The organism is Metabacillus litoralis, from assembly GCF_003667825.1.
GTDB lineage: Bacteria > Bacillota > Bacilli > Bacillales > Bacillaceae > Metabacillus > Metabacillus litoralis_B.
In genome coordinates this window covers 2,899,167-2,916,928 of the sequence record NZ_CP033043.1, presented here as the reverse complement: position 1 = coordinate 2,916,928, position 17,762 = coordinate 2,899,167, and the positions used below count along the sequence as shown (strand labels likewise).

Below are 17,762 nucleotides of genomic sequence, written 5' to 3'. Positions count from 1 at the left end.
ACCTTCCTTCTAGAAAAGAATAATTTCCCTTATGTTGATAATTAGTATAACACATTAATTTTAATAAAACATACTATTTAGTGATTTGCTATCATTAAATTTTTGAATTGAAAAAATATTTTGCTATTAGAAAAACTTAAGCTTTGTACAACACATCACACTAGCACAATGTAGAAAAACAATTGATATTTATATTTCTATAGGATATGGGACACAATAGTGATAGACATCTATCAAATATTTTAATAAATCAATGGTAATAGTTGTCGATTTTTGTTGACACCAATAGGTTAGTGCGCTATGATATGTCCTTGAACGGATTCTCTTATCCCGAGCTGGTGGAGGGACAGGCCCTATGAAACCCAGCAACCTGCTATCAAAGGAAAGCGGCGACTGCGCACTAATTATATAGTTTTATTGAACAGTTTTCTTAGGTCTAGAATGATGCGAGAGCATCATTCAAGCAAGCGACAGCTTGCTTAGGCAACAAAGACCAATCTGTGGAACTATGTTAAACCGACGCAATCTAGAACGACATTTTCCGACGCAAAGGTGCTAACCTGAAGCAAGGCGAAAGCCCTTGATCGATAAGAGCGAAAGGCGATGAACGATGATAAACCTTTCCTCACATGGGAAAGGTTTTTTTTGATAACAGAAAAAAGTATTCTTCATTAGAGTTTTACCAGGACAAGCATGTGGTAAAGGTACATAATACTTCTGTTCACAAAATATGCCAACGTGATTTTCTAAAGGTCATACTTTGGGAAGAGTTCCGGATCAAATGAATGAACATGAATATGAGGAGGAAGCTTTTAATTATGTCTAAAAAACGTCTTTTTACTTCAGAATCTGTAACAGAAGGCCATCCAGATAAGATCTGTGACCAAATTTCAGATTCAATTCTTGATGCAATTATTGCAAAAGATCCAAATGCACGTGTAGCGTGTGAAACTTCTGTTACTACTGGTTTAGTGTTAGTTGCAGGAGAAATTACAACTAGTACGTATGTAGATATCCCAAAAATTGTCCGTGAAACAATCAAAGACATTGGTTACACTCGTGCTAAGTATGGTTTTGATGCGGAAACTTGTGCTGTATTAACATCAATCGATGAGCAATCAGCAGATATCGCTATGGGTGTAGACCAAGCTCTAGAAGCTCGTGAAGGTCAAATGTCAGATGAGGAAATTGAAGCAATTGGTGCAGGGGACCAAGGTTTAATGTTCGGGTTTGCATGTAATGAAACAAAAGAATTAATGCCACTTCCAATTTCGTTAGCACATAAATTATCACGTCGCTTAACAGAGGTTCGTAAAGATGAAATTCTTCCATACTTACGTCCTGATGGAAAAACACAGGTAACTGTTGAATATGATGAAAATAATAAACCAGTTCGTATTGATACAATTGTTATTTCAACTCAACATCATCCTGAAGTTACACTTGAGCAAATCCAGCGTAACCTAAAAGAGTATGTTATTAATCCTGTTGTTCCTGCAGAATTAATTGATGAAGAAACAAAATACTTTATTAATCCAACAGGTCGCTTCGTTATTGGTGGACCACAAGGAGATGCTGGATTAACTGGACGTAAAATCATTGTTGATACTTACGGTGGATATGCACGTCATGGCGGTGGAGCATTCTCTGGTAAAGATGCAACAAAGGTTGACCGTTCTGCAGCATATGCAGCTCGCTATGTAGCGAAAAACATCGTTGCAGCTGGTTTAGCTGATAAATGTGAAGTTCAATTAGCATATGCAATTGGCGTAGCACAGCCAGTATCTATTTCAATTGATACGTTCGGAACAGGAAAAGTTTCTGAAGAAGTATTAGTAGAAGTTGTTCGCAGTAATTTCGATTTACGTCCTGCTGGAATTATTAAAATGCTTGACTTAAGACGTCCTATTTACAAACAAACTGCAGCTTACGGACATTTTGGCCGTAATGATCTTGATCTTCCTTGGGAAAGAACAGATAAAGCAGATGCTTTAAATAAAGCTGCATTACAATAAGGTATAAAAGGTCTGATGTGAATGTTCACATCAGACCTTTTTTGTTGGAGCCAAGTTCGTTTGGGAATACAAGCGTAAACGTAGTACCTTTGCCGAGCTTACTATTGAATTCCATTCTACCCCCGTGCAAAAGAACTAATTGTTTTACAATAGCTAGTCCTAACCCAGTACCGCCTTCTTTACGGTTCCTTGCTTTATCTGCACGATAAAAACGTTCACCAATATGCATAATATCTTCTTCTGACATCCCGATTCCATTATCAGCAATAGAAAAGAAGATGCTTTCTTGATTTTGTGAGAGAGAGATCGAGATCGTTCCAGGTTTATCTGAGTATCTTATTGCGTTTTCAAGAAGGTTATATATAATTTGTTGTAGGCGGTCATGACTACCTATAATAATGATTTCATCGTCTAAGTGTTGCTGAAGGATTAATTGTTTTTCTTGGAGACGATGATAAAATCGATCCACAGTGTCATTTACTAATTGAGAGAAGGCAATAGGCTCTTTTATTAAAGGGTAATTTTCTCCTTCAAGCTGAGCTAAATCTAATAAATCATTAACAAGTCTTTGCATTCTCTCAGATTCTCGCTGAATAAGGGAAAGGTATTTTTCAGCTTCATCCTCAGTTTCATATAGTTTTTCTTGAAGCACCTCACTATATCCCTTTACATAACTTAATGGAGTTCTTAGTTCATGGGCGACGTTGGCTAAGAAGTCTTTTTTCTTTTGATCTGACTCATCCAATGCCTCTGACATCTGATTAAAGGTTTTGGATAATCCACCAATTTCATCAGACGTTCTTACGGGAATTCGATTTTTGAAGTTTCCTTTAGCAAGTTCTTTAGCATATTTTCTCATCTCATGGATAGGTTGCAAAATCGTATTGCTCATTGAATTCACGATTTTAAAGATAACTAAAAAGAAAATAATGCCAACAGCAATTAACAAAGGTGTTGTTCTATTAAAAACCTCTTCAATAGGGGCAAGCGGTAAATAAAGATAAATAATACCGACTAACTTATTATCATCAAGTAAGGGCACGACAACACCCATGATTTGTCGGTCAAATCTTTCTTCATAGCCTATCTTGATTAAATGCTCTCCACGTAATAAGTTTCTTCGCTCTTCTTCGCTAATTAAACCCTCATGATTAATTTCAAATGGTAAACATGCACTCAATTCTCTCGGGTTATTAACCAATAAAATCTCTGATTCACTAATTGTGTTATACCAACTAAGATGGGTCTTAAACTCATCTGAAATTTCGCCTGATGTATAACTACTTGCTAGCTTTAATCCTTCATTTAAAAGAGACTGCTCCACTTCATTTACATAAAGATTTCGATATAAATAATGAATAAATAAAAATGAAAACAAGATTGAAACACAGAGGATAACAGCAAATAATAGGCGGATTTTTGTTTTTAACGAACTAGATGACCAATTACATTTCAGCTTCAAATTTATAGCCAACCCCCCAAACTGTTTGAATACTGTTTGCTGCAGCATCTAACTTTAGTCTCAATGTTTTGATATGGGTGTCAACCGTTCTTTCACTTCCTGTATAATCAATCCCCCAAATCTTCTCAAGTAAATGCTCTCTAGAGAATACTTGAGATTTATGGGTTGCAAGAAATAAAAGTAATTCGTACTCTTTGAGTGTTAAGGATAAGGGTTTTTCATGACAAAATGCTCTTCTGGATTTTAATTCAAAGGAGATTGAACCAAAGTTTTGTCGATTATCCTGGAGTTGGTTTGTATTATAGCTTGTTCTCCTTAGTACGGCTTCGACCCTTGCTAGCAGTTCACCTGTACTGAAAGGCTTAACAATATAATCATCTGCACCTAACTTAAGACCATGTATACGGTCCCATTCGTCACCACGTGCTGTTAAGAATATAATCGGAATGCTATATTCTTCTTGAATTTGCTTTCCAAGTGTAAATCCATCTATTTTTGGCATCATCACATCTAACAGAATCAAATGTGGTGAAAATTGAGGAAGGAACGTTAATGCTTCATCACCATCCTCAGCTTGTAAAACCTCATATCCTTCTTTTCGTAAATAAAGATTGACTAATTCTCTCATTTCAGGTTCATCATCAACGACTAAAATTTTTTTATTTAGCATTAGCTGTTCCCTCTCTTGCAATTAACTGTAAAGGACCATCACCAACCGGTATGGTTTCTATTTGCTTGAAACGATGAAGATCAATAATTTCCACTTCATTTGCGTCATAGTTGCTAATATATAAATAATTATTATATAACGTCATTGAAAAGGGGTTTGCACCGACCTCAACAGAACGGAGAATTTGATGGGAGGTACTATCAATTTCTCTTAATATATTAGAGCCATGACTTAAAACATAAACCTTGCCATCTTTTGTTATAAAATCAATTGGCATCAATGGTGCATGAACCGTTGCTGTTAATTGTTTGTTTTTAAGATCATAAATATAAATATTTTCTTGGATATGAACTCCTGAGCCATGGCCACCGAGCCAAAGTTCTTGATTCTCCGTTATAAATCCACCAGCTGCTCCATCATGAGAAGGAATGGTGCCTTCCATTTCTAACTGATCTATAGAAAGGATCGCAATACCAGGATGATCGAGATAACTAACATACAAATGATGTTGATCTTCAAAAATTGCAAATGGTGTGTGCTCCACCGTTGTTTCTTTCAAAAGATTACCATCTAAGTTAAACATTTTTATTTTATTGGTTTGTTGGTCAGCAAGATATAAGATTTTTTCAGAAGAAAGAAGACCGGTTTCTATTCCTTCACCAATCTCCCACTCTTTGCTCTTACCTGTTGAAAGTTGGTATACATAGCCTTTTGCTGATTCTTTATTTAATAATAGTAGTTTGTCATTCGATAACAGGATTCCATTTTTAAATGGGTGCGGTACTTCCCAGATCATTTTTTCTTTTGTATCACCATCTATAAAAGTAATAGACTGGTCGTATATATTCAAACTTGCAATAACAGATTTCGATAATGGGATTTTTGGTAATGAAGGTTCTGTAGAACAGGAGACCATTAAGAGTAGAAGAATGGTTCCAAAGACTAAACGTTTCATTGATTTTCCTCTCAAATTCTTATTTTTATTTTAGTGTAGGTAAGGTATTCATTTGGATGGTATAGTGATTATTATAACTTTAAAATGTGAATAATGAATGAAGTCATAAATTCATATTGTTTTTCTTCATAAAAATATCACATTTGTTCGCTATCTTTAAAGAGTAGGAGGGAAATAAGAATGAAGCTTAAGATCGTGATAAGTAGCCTAGTGATAAGTATACTTCTTGCAGCAGGCTGCCAGCAATCTGCTGAACCTCAGCATACTAATCATTCAGAAGAAGTTGAAGTGAAGGCACCAAAAGTTGAAATACTAGCGAATGTACATACAAATCCAAATCAACAAGAAACAATTAGTGCGAATGTATATTACGGCGAAGAACTTGTTGATGATGCCGAAGTAACATTTGAAATAAAAAAAGGTGAAGAAGAATCCGAGAAAATTTTGGCGGAACTAACAGATACCGGTACTTATTCAATTGATTATATTTTCGATGACCCTGGAGTTTATCAAGTAATAGCACATACTAATGTAAAAGGATACCATACAATGCCAACGGTTGATATTCAAGTTGGTGAAGGTACCTGATCATTCAAAGAAACTAGAAACTGATTTGTCAGAGGGACATTAAAAAGCAAAGGAGACGTTTGAGAAGACTCCTTTGCTTTATGTTTTTGTTTCATAAATTAATCAGCAAACCTTATGCATAGCGAATAATCTTCTTTTCAATTAATGCATCTTCATATTCTGTTAATAGTCCTTCAAAGATTTGATCCCATGTTTGAGAAAGAGCATATTGACGTGCCTCTTTTCCCATTTGTGTTTTTAAAGAATGATTAGTTAATAAATGAATAATAGCATTTGTAAATTGTTCCACGTTCCTTGGTTCACATAAATGTCCGGTTTGATTTTCTTTGATAATATTTTTAACTCCACCAGAATTAGCTCCTATGACTGGTGTACCTGAAGCAAGGGCTTCTAAAACGACATTTCCGAATGTTTCCGTTGGAGATGGAAAGACAAATAAATCTGATGCAGCATATACTTTTGCGAGATCCACACCATTTAAGTAGCCAGCAAATGTCATGTTTTCAGGAGCTTTCTTTTGCATATCTTCTTTAGATGGTCCATCTCCTACAATTAACCAATGAATATGATTCTTCATATTCTGAGGAAGGCTTTGTGTGATATTCATAAGAGTTTCAATATCCTTTTCAGGAGCTAAACGGCCAACGTAGGATAAAATATATTTTTCTTTAATACGATATTTATAACGAATTTCTTCACTAGGGTAATTAGGATGAAATAATTGACACTCAACTCCTCTTCCCCAAATATGAAGGTTGGAAAACCCTTTTCTCTTTAATTGTTCCAGGGTCTCTTTAGATGGAACAAAGATTTTGCGTAGAGGTTTGTGAAACCAATGCATATACTTCCAAAGAAACTTAGATAGAAATTGAAAATCATAGTACTCCAAATATTGATCAAAATCAGTGTGGTAGGATCCAACAAGCGGGATGTTTAGCTTTTTAGCATAATGCAGTCCGCAAAGACCTATATTAAAAGGTGTGGCAACATGGATTAAATCTGGCTTAAATTTTTGGAGCTCTGACTTTACATGTAGCATATTGGGAAGAGCTAATCTACATTCTGGATACAAAAAAAATGGTAAGCTTGTGAAACGGTGGATATGACTTGAAAACAAGCTTTCATTTGTACTTTCTGGTGCAAAAACTCTAAATTCATAGCCATTGTGTTCTAGATAGTCTGTAAATCTCTTTAATGTTCTTGCAACCCCATTTACATCTGGTGCAAAAGTATCTGTGAAAATAGCTATTCTCATCGAAATCCCCCCAGTTACTAAAAAGTGAAAGGTACCATTAATGAGTTTCTATTTTTATGTTCATACTTTGGTTAAAGAAGGCCCTTATACAATATTTCATGGCAAATTGTGTAGCTAACAAATCCAGCAGAGCTCCCGAGTAAACATCCAGCCAGAACATCTGAAGGGTAATGTAACCCAAGATACATTCTTGATAAACCTACACTTATAGCAACTGGTAAAAGAATGAGTGCAAATTGTGGCATAAATAAAATAAATGGAATGATGACAGAAAAAATAGCTGTTGTATGTCCTGATGGAAAGGAATGATCTTCCAATGGATTTGCAGGCACTTTTGTTTCTACAAGTGCAATGTAAGGTCTTTTACGTGGATACAGTTTTTTAACCATTGCCACGGGAAGATGACTTAAAAGAAGTGATAACCCACTAGCAATGCTTGTAGTTTGTACGTTACCTTTTGTGAAAAACATAAGACAAAGACAAACCGTGATTGTGATAATAGCTCCACCAAGATGTGTAATATTGCGAAAATAGAAATTTAGAATCTTTTGGTCAAAATGACGGTTCACACTTCGAAACAGCCTGCATTCAAAATCATACATGTTCGATAAAAGCCTTGTTTTCATCTTAGGAACGCTCCTTTTTATTTACCCCTTTACTATTATTTTAGTTGACGAATATTTAGTTAATAATAAGATAATGTAAAAATTCCTTCACATCATTTTCAAAAAATTAATGATAGCTAAATAAATAAACATAACGAAATGAAATGATTTTCTTAAGATAGGTATAATATGTAAGATGTAGAGGTATTTGTGTCTGTCCAGATTACATTTTAAACAATTTATGAAAGAAGTTATTGAAAGTGGTATGGAAAGGTAGAGGGTGGTAACATAATAATAAAGATTAGAAAAACTTGGCTTATCGCCAAGTTTCCATTGGTAAATTTATTCCTTAAAAAGACTTTATAGAATGTATGATCCCATAATAATTATTCACGGTGCTTATCTTTTTTTATGGATTTATAATATTGTCCTTTTTCAACATATTCGCGACGGATTCGTTCCATATCTTTTATATCTTCTTGAGTTAGTGATCTTACAACCTTTGCTGGTCGACCAAGAGCAAGCGTGTTAGGGGGTATTTTTTTTCCGGGAGGAACAAGACTACCTGCTCCAATAAAGGCTCCTTCACCAATTTCTGCACCATCTAAAATGATGGAACCCATACCAATTAAAGCTTTCTTGCGAATAATGCTACTATGTAGAATGACACTATGGCCAACAGTCACGTCATCTTCAAGGATTAGTGGTTTGTTAGGACTTTGATGAAGACAACATAAATCCTGAATATTCACACGCTTTCCTATAATTGTTGGTGAAACATCTCCGCGAATGACTGTTTGAAACCATATGCTTGATTCGTCTCCGACAATTACATCACCAGTAATTGTTACATAATCTGCAATGAAAGCTGATTCAGAGATTTGGGGCTCTTTGTCTTTAAATGGATAAATCATGTTTGTCATTCCTTTCTAATGGAAAGAATATACTTTTATTCGTTTATTATACCACTGGTTTATAATACTGAAATGTTGATTTCCATAGATAGTTAAAAGAGATGATAGTGAAAGGAGAGGCAGCATTATGTGGAAATGGGAAGCTGAAACTGATGATGTAAAGGGATGTATTGTTATTGTCCATGGAGCTGCTGAACATCATGGTCGCTATAAAATGCTTGTAGAAATGTGGAGATTAGCTGGATATCATGTTGTAATCGGTGATTTACCAGGTCAGGGAACTACAACTAGAAGAAGAGGACATATAGAATCTTTTGATGAATATATAAAAGAAGTGAATGAGTGGATTACGGAAGCAAAGAAATTTGGTGTTCCGCTATTTTTATTAGGTCATAGCATGGGAGGGCTTATTGTTATTCGTGCCTTGCAGGAAAAGCATCATGATGTGAAGGCGGTTATTTTGTCTTCTCCTTGCCTAGGAATATTATTTAAGCCTAATAAGGCGCTTGAGCTCGCTTCAAAAGGCTTGAATTTAATTATGCCATCTTTTAAAGTACAGTCACAATTGAATGTTGCTCTTGCTACTCGAAGTAAAGCTGTACAGGAGCTTGATGAAAATGATTCTTTATATGTGACAAAGGTCTCCGTAAGATGGTACCGTGAGTTAAAAAAGGCTATGGAAGAAGCACAAAATCAGGTTGGGAAATTTCAAGATGTACCGTTACTTCTTATGCAAGGCGGAGCAGACAAGATTGTTGATAAGTCACTTGTGAAAGCATGGTTTAACAAAGTAGATCTTCATGAGAAAAGTTACAAAGAGTGGAAAGGGCTTTATCATGAAATTTTTAATGAGCCAGAGCAAGAAATTGTTTTCGAAACGGCAAAGAGGTTTTTTGACTCCCATTCACATGATCAAAAGTAAAACTAGTTAATATTCTTTTATTTTACTATATATACAAGAGGTGACAACCCCTTTGACAGTACCCCAGCATCCGATTAGGTTAATGACTAAGGTTTATAAAGAAATATTTCCCATCACCCATTTTTATATCAAACATTGGAAAGAGAAGGCAGAGAGCATACCGAATAGGGAATTAAGATTACAAGCATTAAATAGTATTCAGGAAAAAGAGTTTCACTGTGAAGGTGGAGCCATTTTATCAATGATTTCAGGTCAGCATAAACAACAATGCATCGAATTTATTGTTGCTTATCAAACAATAAGTGATTATCTAGATAATCTTTGTGATCGTAGTACTTCTCTAGATCCTGTTGATTTTCGCATGCTTCATCAGTCTATGTTAGATGCTTTATCATGTGGTGCTCCATGTAAAAATTATTACCAATTCAGGGAAGATCAGAATGATGGTGGCTATCTACATGATTTAGTTCAAACATGTCAAAATGTTTTATCGGACCTACAACACTATCCTTTGATATCAAAGTATTTACTAGAATTATCAAATTATTATTGCGATCTTCAGGTACATAAGCATGTTAAAAAGGATGAACGAGTGTCACGCCTTGAGGACTGGTTTGAACGGCATAGAGGAAATGTACCCCAAATGGAATGGTATGAGTTTTCAGCTTGTACAGGGTCAACTCTTGGCATTTTTTGTTTAGTAGCATATGCTTTTCAAGAGGGGTTTGAAGAGAATCAAGCTAAACAAATTATGGAAAGCTATTTTCCTTATATCCAGGGTCTTCACATCCTGCTTGATTATTTAATTGACCAAGAAGAGGATAAACAGGGTGGAGACTTGAATTTTTGTAGCTATTATTCGTCAGAAGAAGTCATGATCAAAAGATTGGAGTACTTCGTTGAGAAGGCAGATACTCATTTAAAAGGGATTCCACATGAGAATTTTCATCGCTTGATTAATCGGGGATTACTTGGAGTTTATTTATCAGATGATAAGGTTGCATCAAGGAAAGAGCTAAATAAATTAGCAAAGAGATTAATAAAGTTAGGTGGATTAACCTCCTTTTTCTTTTATTTTAATGGAAGAGCATATCGTACAATTCAAAAATTCCCTTGGAAAAAAAGTTCATAATGAAACTAAGAGGCGCCTTTATGTGGGCGCCTCTAGCATTTTTCAATTGCAACAATATATGGTGGGTTATTTTGTTTGTTTATAAATTGATATTTTAGAACATGAGCTACACTTGAATCGATTCTTTCTACAAAGCTCATAAGCTCATCTCGTTCTATCTTTCCTTCAGGATGACCGTGATAAATAACAATGACAATCATCCCTTCAGGTTTCATCACATGTAAAAGCTGTTTAATAGCTGATATTGTTGTTTCATAATTCGTAACAATAGAAGGATCTCCACCTGGTAAATAACCTAGATTGAACATAGCCCCGCTTATAAGCCCGTGCTTTTCTTCAGGTATAACTGATTGAATAAAGTGGTGTCCTTGTTGAGAAAGTGTGACTCTTTCTTGAAGGTCATTTGTTTTGAGTCGTTCCACTGTATTGAGAAGAGCCTGTTCTTGAATATCAAAGCCGAAAACATGTCCTTGTTCTCCGACGAGTTGTGCTAGAAAGACAGTATCGTGACCATTTCCAATTGTAGCATCAACAACAATATCTCCCTCATTTATTGCTTCTTCTAATAATTGTTTGGCAAAAGGCAATATACGTTTTAACTTCATTAAGAAAGTACCTCTGTTTTACGATAATATTTCCCTTGAAAGCTATTTCTTCGCTTTAATTCAGCATCAATCGAATTTAAAACATTCCATTTGTTTATGCTCCACATAGGCCCAATCATAAGATCAATCGGCCCATCTCCTGTAATACGGTGGACAATCATCTCGGGTGGAAGAATTTCCAATTGATCACAAACAAGATTTACATATTCTTCTAAACCTAAAAACTCAAGCTTTCCTTTTTCGTATTGCTTAACCATTGGTGTTCCTTTTAATAAATGTAAAAGGTGGATTTTAATTCCTTGAACATCAAGGTTTGCAACTGCTTTTGCAGTTTCCATCATCATTTCATTATTTTCTAGTGGTAATCCGTTAATAATATGAGAACACACTCTAATTCCATGTTTACGTAATTTTTTTACCCCATCAACATAGCATTGAAAATCATGAGCCCGGTTAATGAGAAGTGCTGTTCGTTCGTGAACAGTTTGCAAACCAAGCTCAACCCAAAGGTACGTACGTTGGTTTAATTCTGCCAAGTATTCGACCACATCATCAGGTAAACAATCTGGTCGTGTTGCAATAGAAAGACCTACAACATCTTCTTGAGCGAGAACAGATTCAAACTTTTCTCTTAACACTTCTACAGGAGCGTGTGTATTTGTATAGGCTTGAAAATAAGCCATATACTTTCCGTTCTTCCATTTTGTATGCATTTTATCTTTAATGTCATGAAATTGCGTAATAAGATTATCTGCACGATTCCCTGCAAAATCACCAGAACCTGCAGCACTACAAAAAGTACATCCTCCATGTGCAACAGTACCATCTCGATTAGGGCAATCAAAGCCACCATCTAATGCTACTTTAAACACTTTATGTCCAAAGTGATGTCGTAAATGATAATTCCATGTATGATAACGTTTATTATCCGTAGAATAAGCAAATGAAGAGGATTGCTTCAAAATAGAAACCTCCTTTAATAGTATGTCAAATTTCCATCTAATCATTTTACCATTTTAGCTTCAGGAAAGACAGATTACCTGATGGCTTTCCAGATATTTGCACACAAGTTTTTTCATCCGTTGTAAACAATATAACTGATGAAGCTTCAATTGACTTCATATCGTTTGGAGGAGATGGACATGGCAACAAGACAATCAGTTAATGAATATTTACAACGCTGTACGGACGCAATTGAATATGCTCGTGAACAATATAAAGGTGGAGCGCAACAAGAGCATTACAATGAGACAGAATATACAAAAGCACTTCAAGGGTTAGAAGATTCTGTTAACGAAATTAATCATCTTTCATTAAGTGCAAATGATCAGCAGCAAGATCAGCTTTATCGTATGAGATTGCAACTTCAAGAACTCCAAAATAAGATGATTCTTAAAGGAGATGCTGAGCGATGAAAAAACGATCAAAGCAAAATAACCCTGAGCAAAAAACAAAGAACGGTGTTAACAGCAATGATCTAGAGCTTGGTCAAGATTATGATCCAATAAAAGAAACAAAAGCTAAAAATGCAAAAAAGGGTCAACCAATTAAATCTAAGCAAAGAGTAGAAGATGAGTTATAAAAGGACCAGATTGGTCGGTTGTAGACAAAAAGGGTTTGGAATGGTCGCATTCCAAACCCTTTTTGTCGATAAACTGTTTTTATGCTTTATCATGTCCAGTTTGCATCTTTTTAAGACTCAAGGCAGCGAAAGTAAGCATCGCCTGCATGGACAATTTTTTAAGCCCTCGAAGGGTGTCCAGCGCATGTCATGCTTTTCTAATACTCGCTCGATGTTTCCTTTCGCTTTGAATAAATCTCTTTGACCTCTGGTGAAGCCGGAGGTGGTCTGCTTCTTCGAGGTACTCTTACCAGATATGACGAGTGACCACCTTTTGATGATCCTTGCTTTCCGTACATTGAGATAAAAACGGGCAGTTTCTGAAACCTGTTTCCCATGATACTCCCGACCCTTGTTGATTTCTTACTGAATTTGATTCTGGTAAGCGCAAGTCCATTTTATATTATGTTTTATTACTGCTGAACATAAAGTTTAAAGTTTCTGTGTTGATTGTAGTGGAAGGCGCGCAGACTCCTGCGGGAGCAGCTGGACAGTTGAGACCCCGCAGAAAGCGAAGCGCCTGGAACGGAAATCAACAGCCTCCTTTCACCTCAAGTCAAAATAAAAAAAGGATCAAATTGGTCCTTTTTTTATTTTGGAAATAATTAACTAATATTTTATTGACAATTTTCAAGAGTTGACGTAATGTACTATGTGTACTACATGATGTAATACACATAGATCAATATAAATTAATAAGAAAGTAGGGAGAAACGATGATCCAAATAGATCCGAGAAGTTCAACTCCCATTTATGAGCAAATTATTCAGCAGATGAAGGAGCTATGTTTTAAAGGGGTATTAAAGTCTGGTGACAAGCTTCCATCTGTTCGAGAATTATCCACCATGATTGTTGCAAACCCAAACACTGTTAGTAAGGCTTATAAGGAGCTTGAAAGACAAGGGATAATTGAGACATTACGTGGGCGTGGAACCTTTGTGTCAGAAAATACGGGAGAATCTCTAGATGAAAGGAAGATGGAAATGATTAAGGACCAATTAAAGCCGCTAATTATTGATGCGTTTTATGCTGGTATTGACTTTAACCATATTCATGAGTGGATTGATGAAATCAGGAAGGAAGTAGGGGGTGATTCCCATGCTACAAATAAAAAAACTGACAAAAACACTTGATGGAGTTGAGGTTCTTAAGGAGATCGACCTTACTCTTGAATCAGGTGAAATATTTGGCTTATTAGGAAGAAATGGTTCTGGAAAAACAACCTTATTACGGTGCATACAACAAATTATTCAACCAGACAAAGGTGAAGTGCTGTTTGAAAATGTGGCAATTTTTGATCATCCGCTTGTAAAAAGAAAAGTGATATATATGCCAGTTCAAAATCCTGCCTATGATCGGTATAACTATAAACAGCTTGTTAGAACACTCCGTACACTCTACCCGGACTTTGACGTAACTTATGCAAATGAACTAATGAATCGCTACGGAGTCCCGGAAACAAAAAAATATCGTGAACTTTCAACAGGGTTAAAAAAACAATTGGGGCTTATTCTTGCATTTGCGATCCGTCCTGCTGTTATTTTACTTGACGAGCCAACAGATGGAATTGATGCAGTAACAAGACATGATCTTTTGCAATTAATGATTGATGAAGTTGCTCATAGAGATACGACGATTTTACTAACTTCACACAGACTAGAAGACATCGAACGAATTTGTAATCGCATTGCTTTTTTAGAAGATAATCAGCTCGCAGATGTGTTGAATGTAGATGATTTAAAGGAGAATTATGTGAAATTACAACTGGCTTTCGATCAAGATTTATTGTTAGAGATGAGAAAGAAGGGCATTCCAGTCTTAGAGTCCACCGGTGTTTTTTATACAGTTGTCCTCAAGCAGGAGGATCAAGAAAATCATGAATGGTTACGCTCACTTGAACCTAGAATTTGGAATGAACTTCCGGTAAGTCTTGAAGAAATCTTTATTGCAAAGTTTGGAGGGAAGCGAAGATGGTAGCTCCTGATTTATTAAAACATGAAATAAAAAAACATTGGGTTCAGTTATTCATCATGGTTCTCTTTATTTCGTTTCTTCTACCAGCACAAATTTGGCTGGAGTATTTAAATGTAATAAATATAAATGATCTTCCTGAAGATTTAAAAGAGATTGATCTTCAACATTTTGGTTCAGCATTTTTATTGTGTGTTTTTGTTATAACATTAGCCATTGTGCAAATTGGTGTGGAGAGAAGTAATGGAAATATGGAATTTAATCTATCGCTACCTTTTTCAAGGGGAAGTATTTACCTAACGAAATGGAGTGTAGGTGCCGTAAGTATTGTTTTAAGTTGGGTCATTGCATTTACAATAACGGCTATATTAATCCTATTTATAGACATTCCCGTTCTTTATTTTACAGAGTTTTATTTGTATTTATTGGGTGCATTGTTGCTACTGTATAGTGTTACATTTGCTGCGGGAGCGTTTACTGGTAACCCATTGGCTCAAGGATTAGTTGCATTAACAGTGAGTGTATTTCCGATTCTTGTATTTGGATTAACGCTAATTCAAATTGGAATACTATTTTACCCTGAAATTAACATTGATCACTCATTTGAATCTGCTGTTTACAATCTATCACCTATTTCTTATTTGTTTTTTACGTATGGTCATTACCCTGTTAAGAGTCTATTTTTACCTTTTATTATTAGTTTACTATTTTTTAGCATTGGTTATTATGCTTTTCAAAAGCATCCTTTTGAACGAAACGGCTCATTCTTTGTGTGGAGATGGATGGAAAGACCTGCCCAAGTCATCGTTATTATTCTAGGAATCTTAGGATTCAGTACATTGGGGTATATTTCTTCATCCCAAGAGGATATGGTCGGTTACATCATTGGAGCTGCAATCGGTGCAGGTATTGGATTTATCATTAGTTATTTTGCCATCTATAAAAAACAAAAATAAACGTAATGGAGGAGAAGGTACCATGATTGAGGTTCGGAACTTGAGTCATTCCTTTAAAGTAGGGAAAAAAGGAGCGGAAAAAGAAATTCCGGTTTTGAAAAATGTAACATTTAACATAAAGCAAGGTGAGATCGCGACAATTGTTGGTCGAAGTGGTTCTGGAAAATCCACTTTGCTGAATTTAATCTCAGGTTATATATCGCCAACTGAGGGCGAATTGATCATTCATGAAAAGAATGTAACAAACTTTAATGAAAAAGAATGGGCAAAGTTTCGATTGAATCACTTCGGTTTTATTTTTCAAAGCTTTCAGCTCATTCCAAGTTTAACGACATTTGAGAATGTTGAGCTTCCTCTTACCTTAAAAGGGGTACCTTCCCCTGAGCGAAAAAAACAAGTCATGGATTTATTACAAAATGTAGGGTTACATGAACACGCGAGTCACTATCCAAATGAATTATCAGGGGGGCAACAACAACGCGTAAGTATTGCACGAGCTTTAATTACAAAGCCAAGTATTATTCTAGCTGATGAACCAACTGGAAGTCTTGATACAGAAACTGAATTAGAAATATTAGAGTTAATAAGACACTTAAACACAGAAAAAGGAATTACATTTTGTATTATTACACACGATGATGAAGTAGCGAAAATAAGCAATCATCAATTCCATTTACAAGATGGAGTGCTGTCAAAAGGTGGTGCCTTCGTTGAAGTTTAATGATCAATTAAAATTAATGTTGAAAAATATGAAGAAAAACCGTCTTAGGGTGTTTATGACCATTTTAGCAACCACAATGGCATGTGCCTTTTTGATTGTTCTGGCTTCAATTGGATTCGGTGTTCAAAAGAGCATGACGGAAGAAATACAATCGCAGCAGATTATTACAGAAGTTTCTGTTTCAGGAAAACAAACGGAGAAGGAAGGATATCAACAAATTAATAAGGGGCATCTAGAAGATCTAAGTAAAACCGAAAATGTAACAGCGGTTGTCCGCCGTAACTCGATTGACCTTCCGGTGGAGGTTTCACTCGAGGACAGAAAAGGAGAAGTTTGGCCTACAATAACAAATATGCAAGAAGAGTTAAAGGCTAATCTGTCATTGGAAAAAGGAAAAGTACCACAAGCGGACAACGAAATCATTGTTGGATATCATTTTGCCAAAGCTCTTTTAACAGAAAATGAAAAGAATGAATATCAGAAGAAGATGGAATCTTCACCAAATGAGCCTGCTAAAGAGCCAACAGGATACCAAGGAGATCTTGTAGGTAAAGAGATTACAATGACTATTACGAAGGAAACAGAAGAAGGAAAAGAAGAGAAAAAGTCATTTACTTTTAAAATTGCAGGAGTGGGAGAAGCACCTGCACGGGACTGGATGCAGGATCAAAGCATTTATATAAATGATGTGCTTCGAGAGGAAATCCTTTCCTTTGCAATGCCTGTAGAAGAAGGAAGTCAGGTGAGTGAAATTCCCTATAGCGAAGTTTATGTCTATGCATCTAACTTGGAGGCAGTAGAACAGGTGACAACTGACCTTAAAGACAAGGATTATATGGTTTATTCAATAACGGAAGAATTGGATAGTATAAACTTATTTTTTACCTTTTTTAAGGCTGGATTAATATTTGTTGGAACAATCGCAGTTATTATAGCATCAATTGGGATCTTTAATACGATGACAATGGCTGTAACAGAAAGAACTCAGGAAATAGGAATTATGAAGGCATTAGGTGCACAACCAGGAATTATTAGAAGGTTGTTTTTAATGGAAAGTGCGTATATAGGAATCATTGGGGCAACCATTGGTGTACTCATTTCCTATGCGATTAGCTTTGCCGCTAACAAGCTTTTACCAATCATTTTACAATCTGCTACAGGTGGTGGAACTAGTGAAATAGACTTTACGTTTTCATATATTCCGATAAGTCTTGTTGTGATATCAGTAGCCATTAGTATCGGAGTAGCTATGATTTCCGGGCTGCGTCCAGCTGTTAAAGCAACAAACATCAATGTGCTAGCGGCTTTAAGAAGGGAACTATAAGCTCGTTGGAACTGCTAGTTTTATGCTGGCAGTTTTTCGTATGCTC

19 protein-coding genes, 1 pseudogene and 1 riboswitch are annotated in these 17,762 nt (G+C 35.7%); of the genes and pseudogenes, 11 read left to right on the top strand and 9 right to left on the bottom strand.

Annotation, left to right across the window (positions count from 1 at the left end):
- Window positions 1-322: 322 nt before the first annotated feature.
- Window positions 323-594: riboswitch (SAM riboswitch) on the top strand.
- A gap of 224 nt (window positions 595-818) precedes the next feature.
- Window positions 819-2,015, top strand: coding sequence for a methionine adenosyltransferase (metK, locus tag D9842_RS14495; protein WP_098794921.1), 1,197 nt, complete (start codon window positions 819-821; stop codon window positions 2,013-2,015).
- 25 nt (window positions 2,016-2,040) lie between these two features.
- On the opposite strand, the gene D9842_RS14490 is transcribed toward metK, so the two are convergent.
- The 3 genes from D9842_RS14490 to D9842_RS14480 are packed head-to-tail and all read right to left on the bottom strand — an operon-like array spanning window position 2,041 to window position 5,102.
- Entirely contained in the window at window positions 2,041-3,477 is a 1,437-nt protein-coding gene (locus D9842_RS14490; RefSeq protein WP_257535878.1) for a sensor histidine kinase, read from the bottom strand.
- Window positions 3,461-4,147, bottom strand: coding sequence for a response regulator transcription factor (locus D9842_RS14485; protein ID WP_121663129.1), 687 nt, complete (start codon window positions 4,145-4,147; stop codon window positions 3,461-3,463). Before D9842_RS14485 ends, D9842_RS14490 begins: the two co-directional genes overlap by 17 nt.
- The gene (locus D9842_RS14480; RefSeq protein ID WP_121663128.1) at window positions 4,137-5,102 is read right to left on the bottom strand and encodes a beta-propeller fold lactonase family protein; all 966 of its coding nucleotides are present in this window, start codon (window positions 5,100-5,102) and stop codon (window positions 4,137-4,139) included. The genes D9842_RS14485 and D9842_RS14480 overlap by 11 nt, the downstream gene beginning before the upstream one ends.
- Window positions 5,103-5,282: 180 nt before the next feature.
- On the opposite strand from D9842_RS14480, the gene D9842_RS14475 reads away from it, so the two are divergent.
- The gene (locus D9842_RS14475; RefSeq protein WP_121663127.1) at window positions 5,283-5,690 is read left to right on the top strand and encodes a FixH family protein; all 408 of its coding nucleotides are present in this window, start codon (window positions 5,283-5,285) and stop codon (window positions 5,688-5,690) included.
- 112 nt (window positions 5,691-5,802) lie between these two features.
- On the opposite strand, the gene D9842_RS14470 is transcribed toward D9842_RS14475, so the two are convergent.
- The 3 genes from D9842_RS14470 to D9842_RS14460 form a co-directional block, all read right to left on the bottom strand.
- A complete protein-coding gene (locus D9842_RS14470) occupies window positions 5,803-6,945 on the bottom strand; it encodes a glycosyltransferase family 4 protein (RefSeq protein ID WP_121663126.1) in 1,143 nt (380 codons plus the stop codon).
- 71 nt (window positions 6,946-7,016) lie between these two features.
- Entirely contained in the window at window positions 7,017-7,571 is a 555-nt protein-coding gene (locus tag D9842_RS14465) for a phosphatase PAP2 family protein (protein WP_121663125.1), read from the bottom strand.
- 365 nt (window positions 7,572-7,936) lie between these two features.
- Window positions 7,937-8,464: a gamma carbonic anhydrase gene (locus tag D9842_RS14460; RefSeq protein WP_121663124.1), complete on the bottom strand. Its 528-nt coding sequence runs from the start codon at window positions 8,462-8,464 to the stop codon at window positions 7,937-7,939.
- A gap of 127 nt (window positions 8,465-8,591) precedes the next feature.
- On the opposite strand from D9842_RS14460, the gene D9842_RS14455 reads away from it, so the two are divergent.
- Together D9842_RS14455 and D9842_RS14450 are read left to right on the top strand one after the other, a co-directional pair.
- Window positions 8,592-9,386: an alpha/beta hydrolase gene (locus tag D9842_RS14455; RefSeq protein ID WP_121663123.1), complete on the top strand. Its 795-nt coding sequence runs from the start codon at window positions 8,592-8,594 to the stop codon at window positions 9,384-9,386.
- A gap of 52 nt (window positions 9,387-9,438) precedes the next feature.
- Window positions 9,439-10,518 (top strand): tetraprenyl-beta-curcumene synthase family protein, encoded by a 1,080-nt coding sequence (locus D9842_RS14450; RefSeq protein ID WP_121663122.1) that lies wholly within the window; start codon window positions 9,439-9,441, stop codon window positions 10,516-10,518.
- A gap of 32 nt (window positions 10,519-10,550) precedes the next feature.
- Here D9842_RS14450 and D9842_RS14445 read toward each other — a convergent pair whose 3' ends face one another.
- Together D9842_RS14445 and D9842_RS14440 are read right to left on the bottom strand one after the other, a co-directional pair.
- Window positions 10,551-11,123: a tRNA 5-(aminomethyl)-2-thiouridylate-methyltransferase MnmM gene (locus tag D9842_RS14445; RefSeq protein ID WP_121663121.1), complete on the bottom strand. Its 573-nt coding sequence runs from the start codon at window positions 11,121-11,123 to the stop codon at window positions 10,551-10,553.
- Window positions 11,123-12,085: a tRNA modification radical SAM protein MnmL/YtqA gene (locus D9842_RS14440; protein WP_121663120.1), complete on the bottom strand. Its 963-nt coding sequence runs from the start codon at window positions 12,083-12,085 to the stop codon at window positions 11,123-11,125. Before D9842_RS14440 ends, D9842_RS14445 begins: the two co-directional genes overlap by 1 nt.
- A 180-nt stretch (window positions 12,086-12,265) precedes the next feature.
- Between D9842_RS14440 and D9842_RS14435 the strand changes: the two genes are divergently transcribed.
- The gene (locus D9842_RS14435) at window positions 12,266-12,538 is read left to right on the top strand and encodes a YtzC family protein (RefSeq protein ID WP_121663119.1); all 273 of its coding nucleotides are present in this window, start codon (window positions 12,266-12,268) and stop codon (window positions 12,536-12,538) included.
- Window positions 12,535-12,705: a glycogen biosynthesis protein GlgD gene (locus D9842_RS14430; protein WP_121663118.1), complete on the top strand. Its 171-nt coding sequence runs from the start codon at window positions 12,535-12,537 to the stop codon at window positions 12,703-12,705. The genes D9842_RS14435 and D9842_RS14430 overlap by 4 nt, the downstream gene beginning before the upstream one ends.
- 79 nt (window positions 12,706-12,784) lie before the next feature.
- Here the strand turns inward: D9842_RS14430 and D9842_RS14425 are convergent.
- Window positions 12,785-13,060, bottom strand: a pseudogene (locus D9842_RS14425) (transposase); the annotation flags it as partial.
- Between the two features lie 400 nt (window positions 13,061-13,460).
- Between D9842_RS14425 and D9842_RS14420 the strand changes: the two are divergent.
- The 5 genes from D9842_RS14420 to D9842_RS14400 are packed head-to-tail and all read left to right on the top strand — an operon-like array spanning window position 13,461 to window position 17,716.
- Entirely contained in the window at window positions 13,461-13,877 is a 417-nt protein-coding gene (locus tag D9842_RS14420; protein WP_121663117.1) for a GntR family transcriptional regulator, read from the top strand.
- The gene (locus D9842_RS14415; RefSeq protein ID WP_121663116.1) at window positions 13,843-14,721 is read left to right on the top strand and encodes an ABC transporter ATP-binding protein; all 879 of its coding nucleotides are present in this window, start codon (window positions 13,843-13,845) and stop codon (window positions 14,719-14,721) included. Before D9842_RS14420 ends, D9842_RS14415 begins: the two co-directional genes overlap by 35 nt.
- On the top strand, window positions 14,715-15,671 hold the full coding sequence (locus tag D9842_RS14410) for an ABC transporter permease subunit (RefSeq protein ID WP_121663115.1): 957 nt from the start codon (window positions 14,715-14,717) through the stop codon (window positions 15,669-15,671). The genes D9842_RS14415 and D9842_RS14410 overlap by 7 nt, the downstream gene beginning before the upstream one ends.
- Before the next feature lie 22 nt (window positions 15,672-15,693).
- Complete coding sequence (locus D9842_RS14405) at window positions 15,694-16,392, top strand: ABC transporter ATP-binding protein (protein WP_121665072.1); 699 nt, start codon at window positions 15,694-15,696, stop codon at window positions 16,390-16,392.
- The gene (locus D9842_RS14400; protein WP_121663114.1) at window positions 16,382-17,716 is read left to right on the top strand and encodes an ABC transporter permease; all 1,335 of its coding nucleotides are present in this window, start codon (window positions 16,382-16,384) and stop codon (window positions 17,714-17,716) included. Before D9842_RS14405 ends, D9842_RS14400 begins: the two co-directional genes overlap by 11 nt.
- Window positions 17,717-17,762 lie beyond the last annotated feature (46 nt).